Below are 9,721 nucleotides of genomic sequence, written 5' to 3'. Positions count from 1 at the left end.
GCGCGCGACAATCATCGCGGCAATCATCACCTCGCCGCGACACCGACTCCCCATCCTGATTGTCGCGCGCTTCCCATCCAGATTGTCGCGCTATAGTAATATCGTGCTCGACGATCTCGACAAGGAGCTGGCTCGACGTGGCCATCGGTTCTGTCGCTATGCGGACGACTGCAACATCTATGTTCGCAGTCATCGCGCTGGCGAGCGGGTCATGGCCTCGATCACCCGGTTCCTGACCGACAAGCTCCGGCTAAAGGTCAATGAGGCAAAGAGCGCGGTGGCACGACCGGAGGGGCGCAAGTTCCTGGGGTTCAGTATTGCGAACGATGGGAGCGAACGACGCATTGCGCCGAAAGCGCTCGCTAAGTTCAAAGACCGAGTTCGGGACGTCACATGCCGGACACGAGGCATCAATCTGGAAAGGATTATCAAAGACCTCTCGCCTTACCTCATCGGATGGCGAGGGTACTTTGGGTTCTGCCAGACTCCTCGCGTTTCATAATGCATCCATTTGTCAGAGTCCGGGCAGTCGTATAAGTCTATCGTATTGATATTCTTCGTAGAACTTTGGTCGCCTGGCAATCACGCGCTGCACGCCTATCCGCACTGCTTCGGAGGTTAGCGCTTCGACCGGAACGAGCCATTGCGAGCCTGGCATCGCTTGAGTCGCCGGCAATACGCCTCTGAGTGCGAGGCTCTTCGCAGATCCCACACAGATGCCGAGCCGTTCGGCAGCTTTCGCAAGACTGATCATCATCTCAACCCCAGCTTGGGTGGGGTCGTATTCGGGGAGGCCGAGACGTTCGCGCATTTCGCGCACACGGACCGTTGTCCAAGTTTCGCCATTGCCCGTCTTGCAGCGCATTCGGTTGAGCGATACCGCAAGTTCTCGATCAGGCCAGTGTCCGGCAAGCTTGCGGAGCGCATCAACTGCGGTGGGCGCCATGTCGGTCGGATACCGGCCAGTCTTGACGCGCGCGACACGCACCTCTGTATGGCGTCCGCCGCGCCAGTGAACCAGTAGAACGGCCTCGTTGGTGGCGTCGTCGAGTTCACACACGATTTCCTGAACCAGGATATGGATGAGCCGCTGCTTGGTTCGCGTGTCCGTTGAAGATGCGTTCCATACTGCCGGCAGGTCACGGGCAAGCTGGAGCAAGCGAGCGCGATCAATCTTTGGACGCGTCGCCGACACGGCGGACAGTTCCTCTATTCGACGCTCAAGTCCCGCCACGTGCTCCAGCGCCTCGTTCCAACGCGCCTCAAGCTCGCGGGCGACGTGGCGCTTGGCGGGATCCACAAGTTCGTATCGACGCGAGGCGAGAGATGCATCATAGCGCGCTCCTTCAAGGTCCCGCTCAACGGCAGCGACAACTTCCTTTCTTGAACGCTCGACCTGATCTGAGGCGAAGATCGCCGCTTCCACAGCGCGATCTGAGACGGCCTCCAGTATCTGCCAGGCAACCGCGCGATCAATTCGAACCCCACCGATACCAATGCATAGTCCCGCACCCACATGCGCGTCGTCGCCGCGGCACTGGTAGCGATGCGCGTTTCCTTTCGCCATGCCATAGAAGACACGCATCATCCGCCCACAGCGTCCGCACCGCATGAGACCGGTCAGAAGCGCACGGCCGCCGCGCGCTGATTTACGTGCGCAATTTTTCTTCATATGAGCGTTTTCGAGAAGTAGCTTCTGATTGTCTTCATAATCCTGCCAACTGATATAGCCGCGATGATTGTCGCGCAGCAGAACGTTCCACTCTTCGCGGGGTTTGTCGAACCCGCTGACTTTGCGCGCCCGTCCATCGACAATCCGCGTTCGCTGAGCTCTCCGCCCGAACGCGTAGGCTCCAGCATACAGTGGATTGTGCAGAATCTGCATAACGCTGTGATAGGCTGGCGCCTTCCAGATCAGCTTGTAGACATCAATATTGCGCAGGACGACGGGCATTTTGAGGTCGACCGACCGCAGCCAAAGAAAGACCTGACGCGCGCTACCCAACTCGGTGAACTTGGCAAAGACGAGCCGAATCGCGGCGACCACATGTTCGTCTGGGTCGATTTCGATCTTGCCCACTTCGCTCCAGCAGAAGCCAGGCGGCAGCATGAAGCGGTATTCCCCGCGCCGCGCTTTGGAGTCGCGGGCGGCGATGCCGCGCTGTCGCAGTAAGCTCAGCTCATATTCCGACATCGTCCCCTTCAGACCGAGCAGCAAGCGATCATTGACGAGTCGCGGATCATAGGCTCCATCTGGGTCGATGACCACGGCTCCCGCCAACGCACACAAGTCGATCAGGTGGTGCCAGTCGCGCCCGTTTCGCGCTAACCGCGAAGCCTCGATGCAGTAAACGGCTCCGACATCGCCGGAGCAAACCATCGCCACAAGCCGCTCGAAGCCGGGCCGCTGCACGCTGCCGGAACCGGAACGCCCAAGATCGTCGTCGATCACCGTTACCGACGCGAACCCCGCCTTCTCCGCAGCTCCCGCCAGGTCATATTGCCGGCGCTGGCTTTCAAGATTGCCCGTGACCTGCGCCATCGTCGATTGGCGAACGTAGACCACGGCGATACGGCCGAGGTGTTCAGAGGTGACCTTGCTGCTCATCGCCGCCCCCCTTCATCGCCGATTCCTCCGCCCTCAGGGCTTCCAGCAGGAGGTCCGCCAAGGCCTCGATCAGTCCTTCCGTGCTTCGCTCCGCTGGCGCTTGACGATTGTGATTTTCGAGCTAGGCGGCACGCCGCACGATGTGTGTCGCACCGGGGCGCGTCAGGGGCTCGTTATGGATCCCGACGAAGATCGGCCGCGGTTCATGATGGGCGAGTCCGCGTTCGCTCAATAGGTTCGTCAGCGGTCGCACCAGATCCTGAGGAATGGGAACGACGCGATCTTCGCGTCCCTTGCCGTGAAGCAGCACCTGCGGGCGTCCTCGCTCCAACTGAAGGTGTCGTTTGCGTTGACGCCGGTCGCTTCGGACACGTGGGCGCCACTGTCGCCAAGAAGAGCAGAAAGGCCGGGTCGCGCCGGCCGCGAGGCGTTGTCTGATCAGGAGCTGCGACGATGGCTTCCACCTCGGCGTTGGAGAGGTGGTGCGTCATCTCGATGTGTGCCCGTTTGGTGAGGATCATCAGAACCCGTTGGGGGACGCCGAACGCGGCGGGATCGGCGGCGGCGACGGGATGGAAGAAGATCGGATCGCGGCTGGTCGAGCGTTGCACGTTACGACGGAATTGTTCCGTTTCTCCTCAAGCTCATCGAGAAAGGCGAGAACGAGGTCCCGATCGAGATCTTCAAGCGCCAACGCCGCTGGCTTCTTCCGCAAACGGGCAGTGGCAAAGAGGATCAGCATGCGCAATACGTCGTGATAGCTGGCCAACGTAGCGGAGGTCGCGTTGCGTTGCTTGGTAAACCGGCGCCGGAAGTACGACTCCACGAGCGGCGCCAGAAGGAGGTGTTCGCTCATGTGGCGCCTCCGTCGAGGAAAGCGCGTTCAGCCGCGATGGTGAGTAGATCCGACGAACCGGTGAGGTAGTAGGCCCGCCGCCATTTGCCTACTGTCCCCGCTCCTGGCCTAGCTTGTCCGCCACTTCCTTGTTTTGACCGCCTTCCGCGCAGGTCAGCACGATCCGGGCTCTCAGAGCTAGTGCCTGCGCCGTCTTCCGGCGCATCGCCACCGACTAAAGTCTGGCACGCTCATCATCGCTCAATATCAGGGGCGCAAGTCGCTGGGCCGCCATCAGATCCTGCGTCGCTGTTGCTGCCGCGGTCTCTGGCGCAGGGACGCGACCGAGTGAGACCGCGACTTCGCCCGAGCAACGAGTACCACACTCCGGTTTGGGGAAGTCTGGACAATCGGAAGCTCGAGAAAAGCAACGAGTGGAAGACACGGAGCTAAGCGATTTGGGGGACGCTGAATCCGACCTTATGCTCTGATGCGCACTGTCCGTCACTCCTGCACCTGCACCAAGCCCATCGAGCACCCCGCGCTTCCGGATCAGGTGCTCAACAACGAATCACAACAGATTCTACTGATTCAAGAGTTCGGCCGCGGCGCCTCGCTCAAATCCGACGTCAAATGTGGGTAATTGCAAGGTCGCAACAACCACCTTCAGGTCCTCAGACGGGATGAACAACCTCCTCAGATCTCACACCTAGCGATGTATCGAGGAAGGTTCTCTTCCTCGAAAAGGGGCAAATCGAAGAGCAGGGAACGCCGCAAGAAGTGTTCCAGAATCCGACGTCACCAAGATGTCGGGCCTTCCTCCCCACGTTCGGTCACCCTAACGCAGTTGCGCCTCTCGATCTGGGGAAGACGTCGCCATCTCCCTTTCACCAGACGACTAATTGGAATGGCGCCTGGCTTCACTCGTGATCCGCGCTGAGCCGCTCTGACGCACGATGGTGAAACCTGGCTCTCGTTTTTAACGTGAGTTTCACGGCATTTCCTTCGGATCTTTCTGTATAATCGAGACAACAAGACATTCTGCGTTCAGCTTCACAGAGAGTTTCAATGGTTGAACATCAGCAGACTTCTACGATCGGCCGACCTGACCGTGGGTTCCTACAGTGGGTCCAAAGCGGGCACCAGCGAAGCCGAACGCAACCAAGGCTGGGCTGTGGACGCGGAATCAACGACTATCATGTCCCTGCCATACCTTCCGAGCTGTCTTAATGCCTTTTAAAGGGCATCGAAATGGCAAACGAAGCAACAAATGAGACGACAAACACAAGAGGACACGTCAGCAAAATGCAGCAGAGCGGTGTGGAATTGCTTGAGCAGATCAAATTGAGGCCGAACGGATCGGTTGAAGCGTTTCTAACTGACGTCCGGCCAGTACTGAGGGCTTTCACAAAGAAAGATAACCCGTTCAAATACAAGAAGCCGGTGAACAAGATTAATAATGAATGCTACAGATTTGTGATAGGAAAGCTTGGGCAGGGCGTAGTGAAATCACCATCCGAAGGTGCCGACATTCTAGACAAGCTGATTTCGGCAGCATTGAACGACAGCGACACTGAATTTCAGGCGCTCATCGCAGAGGCATACCAATTGGATGCCAAAGTGGCAGAGGAAACACCAGACGAACCACCGGGAGCGGAAGGGAGGAAGAGAAAGTTGAAGACCGAACGAACACCCACCGATGACGGACAAACGCCCAAGGACGAAATGCAGGAATAACCAAACCGCCCCCCCGGGGACGCTTTAGGGCGTACCGGGCAATCCTGCTCCAGTGCGTGCGCTGGATGTTTTTCAATGTCCAGCGGTGCCGCGAAGCCAAGCCTCAAGGCGCTGCCGGTGATCCGCACATCGGGCCCGGAGGCCGGGCGGGCGGCGGCCCTGAGGGCGTAGCGCCAGTTTGTCGACCTTCGCCCCCGCATTCAACGGCGTCAGAGATGAGGCGGTGACTTTTGAGATCGGTTTTGGAGGATGTCAGGCCGCTACTGCGGCTGCGTGGCCCTATGGGGCGCGGAGCCGAACGGGGGAGAGCATTCTACCGCGTGGCCGCAAAGCTCAGGCAATCTTGGCTTATCTCGCCATGTGCGGAGAGGCACCCATCCCGCGCCGCCGCCTTGCTGGATTGCTGTGGAGCACGCGCTTTGATGAACAAGCGCGTGCTAGTCTTCACGATTATCGATATCTTCTCCCGCTTCTCGCCCGCCCTGGAGCCGCGGCTCACTTTCCGCGGCACCGATGTTGTGGAGGTGCTGGAAAGGGTTTGCAACGAAGTGGGCTTCTCGGCGACGATCCGCGTCGACCAAGGCAGCGAGTTCGTGTCGCGTGGCGTCGACCTCTGGGCTTACCAGCGCGGCGTCACGCTGGACTTCTCACGCCCGGGCAAAACGACCGACAATGCTTATATTGAGGCGTTCAATGGCCGCTTCCGGGCCGAATGCCTCAATGCCCATTGGTTCCTGTCGCTTGCGGACGCCCAAGAAAAAGTGGAGACTTGGCGCAGATACTATAACGAAGAACGGCCCCACGGCGCGATCGGCAATCGACGGCCGATTTTGCTGCACAACCACGTCGGCGCCACCAGCCCGCCAACGTGACAGAGGCGCAAAACTCTAGTTCTGGGTGGTCCAAAGTTCGGTCTCGCTACACAAAAGCCCGAGACTGTAACTGCCGCTGGATGAAAACTCGGTGGCAATGATATACCTCAATCATCTTAGTAGAGGGGCACGGTGAAATTCGATACCGACTCAGAGAACGTCAGACCGCTACTCCGGCTGCGCGTCTTTGGCGCAATGGAGGCTTGGCGCTGGACAGGTGAGAGCGTGCTGCCGCGCGGCCGCAAAGCGCAGGCAATCCTAGCCTATCTCGCCATGTGCGGAGACTCCACAGTCCCGCGGCGCCGGCTTGCCAGGTTGCTCTGGAGCACGCGCTGGTACGAACAGGCACGAGCCAGTCTCCGGCAAAGCCTAATGGAGCTGAAGCGAGGCATCGCGATCGACCCAGAGTTGCTTTGCATCGAAAAAGACCGCGTATCCTTGCAGACCAACAGGGTCTGGATCGATGGGATCGGCAGACCCGTCCAAGCTCACCGGTCAACATTCCCGCCTCAGCAGGAGCCCGACACATTTCTGGAGTCGCTGCGTGGCGTCGACACGGCATTCGACCGGTGGATCGACAGACAGCTGGCGATTTTCGCACAATCGGATGACATAATCATTGTATCAGCGAATTATGGAGAATTCCGCAACGTTCAACTTAGCTTGAGACCGGTGTCTGTCAACGACCGAGCAATCCGACCACCCGAGAAGAAACGGCTGGAGCGCTCCCGTTAATATCGTTCATTGCTGCCGACGTCGATGATCATTCTGGAAGCGTTGTACGTTTTGCAGACTTAAGTGACCTGCTACATTCGAAGCCCCCCAGTGGGCTCGTCCCCTGAATGGTCGCGATGCTGAGGACCATTGGGTCCGTTCTTAAGTGGTGCTGCTGCTGTTCTGGCCGCGGATGTCAACTTGCGGCGTTGTCCGAGCCTCTGGTTTGCCAGACCGCTATCGCGCGCAGTTTTCCAGCGCGCTTGATGAGGGCGCTGTAAACCTTAGTTCGAGGGCCCAATGCTGGCGTGGAGCTTCTGGACTCCGGTTCGTGGGCCGCTTTGCCGTCCGACTGGCAAGCCCTCGTGTAGGTCGTGCGCTAGTGCACTGGCTTGGCCCGCAAGGTCCCCCAATGCCAGAACGGAGTGTTTACCGCCAATGTCTCGCGATACGCGCCATGCCGTCATCGTATATGACATGGCGAGTCCGCACTTTGCTGCGCGAGGCTGGAAGAATGTTCAGGGGTCTTGCTCCAATCACGCGTTTCACCCGCGGGGCAGGTAGCAGTGCATCGCTGGCACCGCCGCCGCGATCCCGGCCCACATCGCAGCCGGTCTGAACAAACCGGTAGACCTTGACGGGGTCATGGCCGGCGGATCGCCGCTCGAGCTTCAGGAGCGCGACGATCCGGCGGTACCTATAGCCCGGGCGGCTATCCACCAGGCACCGGATATCGGAAGTGAACTCCGCAACCCCGGCGCGCGGCCTAGGAACCACGGTTTCTACGCTTGCCGCCGGTTCGCTCAACCAGGTTGGAACGGGCGAGCCCGAAGGTCGCTGCGAACCCCTTTCACGAGCATCCTCCGGTGCTTGCATCGGGGCAGCAAGATCTTTTTTACTTGTGTTAGTACACTGTTGAAGGTCGTGTCCCCGGAGGTGGTGTAGCTCGGTAGAGCAAAGCCGCCCGGACGCGCGCCCTCAAGTAGCGCCGTAGCGGGCGGGCGGCTTTGCGGTGGTCACCGGCGGTTCTCCGGTAGGATCGGGTTGCGACACACCAACGCAACCGAGGACCCACCGATGACCGACGACATGATGAACCTGCGCACGCTCGTGGAGAAGACCCCTGATGCCGATCTCTTGCGCGAGATGATCGGCTTTGCTGCCCAACGTCTGATGGAACTGGAAGTGGAAGGCCAGACTGGGGCTGCCTACGGCGAGAAGAACCCCGAGCGTCTGGCCCAGCGCAACGGTTACCGCGACCGGATCTGGCAGACCCGGGCCGGCACGGTCGAGCTGCGCATTCCCAAGCTGCGCAAGGGCTCGTACTTCCCCGGCTTCCTGGAGCCGCGCCGGATGGCCGAGAAGGCGCTCACGGCCGTGGTGCAGGAAGCTTACGTCCAGGGTGTCTCGACCCGCTCGGTCGACGACCTGGTGCAGGCGATGGGCATGACGGGCATCTCCAAGAGCCAGGTCAGCCGGCTCTGCGCCGAGATCGACGATAAGGTGAAGGCGTTCCTCGCCCGCCCGATCGAGGGCGATTGGCCTTATCTGTGGATCGACGCCACCTATGTGAAAGTGCGCCAGAACGGACGCATCGTCTCGGTCGCGGTGATCGTCGCGGTCGGCGTCAACAGCGATGGCCGGCGCGAGGTTCTGGGCATGGACATCGGCCCATCCGAGGCCGAGACATTCTGGACCGCGTTCCTGCGCAAGCTCGCCCGCCGCGGCCTGCGCGGCGTCAAGCTCGTTGTGTCCGACGCCCACGAGGGCATCAAGGCCACCGTGGCCAAGGTGCTCAACGCCAGTTGGCAACGCTGCCGCGTGGGGTCGTTGAAAAAGCTGCAATTGGCTGATTCCGTTCTCGTCGGCGATTCGCGATCGGCGGAGCAAATGAGATGCTGGGGCGCAAGGAGCGGGATCAGTTGGAGCTCTTCATCACTGGCTCGCTCAGACAGCTCGTCCCAGATGAGCACGTGCTGGCCCGGGTCGATCGCGTGCTCGACCTATCTTGGCTAAGGGAGGAGGTCTCCGACTGCTATTGCGCGAACGACGGTCGGCCAGGCATCGATCCGGAGGCCGCGGTCCGCCTGATGCTCGCGGGTCTGCTCACCGGCATCGTACACGATCGCAAGCTGATCCGGGAGGCTCAGGTTAACATCGCCATTCGGTGGTTTACTGGTTATGCCCTGCACGAGCAGCTACCGCACCATTCCAGCCTGACGCGCATCCGCCAGCGCTGGGGCGAAGAGCGATTCCGTAGGATCTTTAAACGCACGGTCCAGGCCTGCCTGAAGGCCAAGATCGCAACAGCCGAAGTGGTTCACATCGATGCGTCACTCATCCGCGCCAACGTGAGTTGGGACAGCCTCACCGAGCAGCATGTGGTGGATGTGCTGAGCGAAAATCAAAGCGAAGATGAAAGCGAGGATGAGAGAAAGGGCCGGCAAAGCGGGAAGTACAAAAAGGTCTGCACGACTGATCCCGATGCGACAATGGCCACCAATGCCCGAAACCGGCGGCTGGAACCCGCTTACAAGCAGCACACGGCCGTTGATGACAAGGTCGGTGTCATTCTGGATGTCGCGGTCACGACTGGACAAACGAACGAAGGAGAGATGATCGAGCCGCAAGTCGATGAGGTTGAAGCGACTACGGGCATCGACATCAAGGTGGTCACCGCCGACGCGGGCTATGCCTACGCTAAAGTCTACGGCGCGCTCGAGCGGCGCGGCATTGATGCCCTCATCCCAGCTAAAGCCGAACCAATCAAGAGTCGCGTACCGCTCAGACGCTTCCGGTACGATGCCAAGAACGACATCTTGAAGTGCCCGCGAGGACGTATCTTGCGCCCGGCGCGGCCCATCAAGCACGGCCGTTTCTTTTACTCGAAGGCGAAGGATTGCGCCCGGTGTCCCCTCAAGGGCGATTGCCTATCCAAAGGGCGGGTTAACAAAG

General features: G+C 60.0%; 6 protein-coding genes and 3 pseudogenes. 7 read left to right on the top strand and 2 right to left on the bottom strand.

The annotated features are described in order from the left end of the window. Positions 1-502, top strand: a 502-nt coding sequence (locus ABIB95_RS46885; protein ID WP_354249156.1) for a reverse transcriptase domain-containing protein, incomplete at its 5' end; no start/stop codon positions are given. A 12-nt stretch (positions 503-514) separates the two neighbouring features. On the opposite strand, the gene ABIB95_RS46880 is transcribed toward ABIB95_RS46885, so the two are convergent. After that, positions 515-2,608 carry a recombinase family protein gene (locus ABIB95_RS46880; RefSeq protein WP_354249155.1) on the bottom strand — a complete coding sequence of 698 codons (2,094 nt, stop codon included), beginning with the start codon at positions 2,606-2,608 and terminating at the stop codon, positions 515-517. A gap of 520 nt (positions 2,609-3,128) precedes the next feature. Further along, entirely contained in the window at positions 3,129-3,464 is a 336-nt protein-coding gene (locus ABIB95_RS46875) for a hypothetical protein (RefSeq protein ID WP_354249154.1), read from the bottom strand. A gap of 693 nt (positions 3,465-4,157) precedes the next feature. Between ABIB95_RS46875 and ABIB95_RS46870 the strand changes: the two are divergent. The 6 genes and pseudogenes from ABIB95_RS46870 to ABIB95_RS46845 form a co-directional block, all read left to right on the top strand. Beyond that, positions 4,158-4,265 (top strand): annotated as a pseudogene (locus ABIB95_RS46870) (histidine/lysine/arginine/ornithine ABC transporter ATP-binding protein); the annotation flags it as partial. A gap of 429 nt (positions 4,266-4,694) precedes the next feature. Continuing rightward, positions 4,695-5,180 (top strand): hypothetical protein, encoded by a 486-nt coding sequence (locus tag ABIB95_RS46865; protein ID WP_354249153.1) that lies wholly within the window; start codon positions 4,695-4,697, stop codon positions 5,178-5,180. Positions 5,181-5,620: 440 nt separating this feature from the next. Continuing rightward, positions 5,621-6,052, top strand: a pseudogene (locus ABIB95_RS46860) (integrase core domain-containing protein); the annotation flags it as partial. Positions 6,053-6,184: 132 nt separating this feature from the next. Continuing rightward, complete coding sequence (locus tag ABIB95_RS46855) at positions 6,185-6,787, top strand: AfsR/SARP family transcriptional regulator (protein ID WP_354249152.1); 603 nt, start codon at positions 6,185-6,187, stop codon at positions 6,785-6,787. A 1,056-nt stretch (positions 6,788-7,843) separates the two neighbouring features. After that, positions 7,844-8,590, top strand: a pseudogene (locus ABIB95_RS46850) (IS256 family transposase); the annotation flags it as partial. A gap of 71 nt (positions 8,591-8,661) precedes the next feature. After that, a partial coding sequence (locus ABIB95_RS46845; RefSeq protein ID WP_354249151.1) for a transposase occupies positions 8,662-9,721 on the top strand: 1,060 nt, incomplete at its 3' end.

Source organism: Bradyrhizobium sp. LA2.1, assembly GCF_040547725.1.
In the GTDB taxonomy this organism is placed as follows: Bacteria; Pseudomonadota; Alphaproteobacteria; order Rhizobiales; family Xanthobacteraceae; genus Bradyrhizobium; species Bradyrhizobium barranii.
The sequence above is the reverse complement of the archived record's forward strand: the minus strand, read 5'-3'. Positions and strand labels throughout refer to the sequence as shown.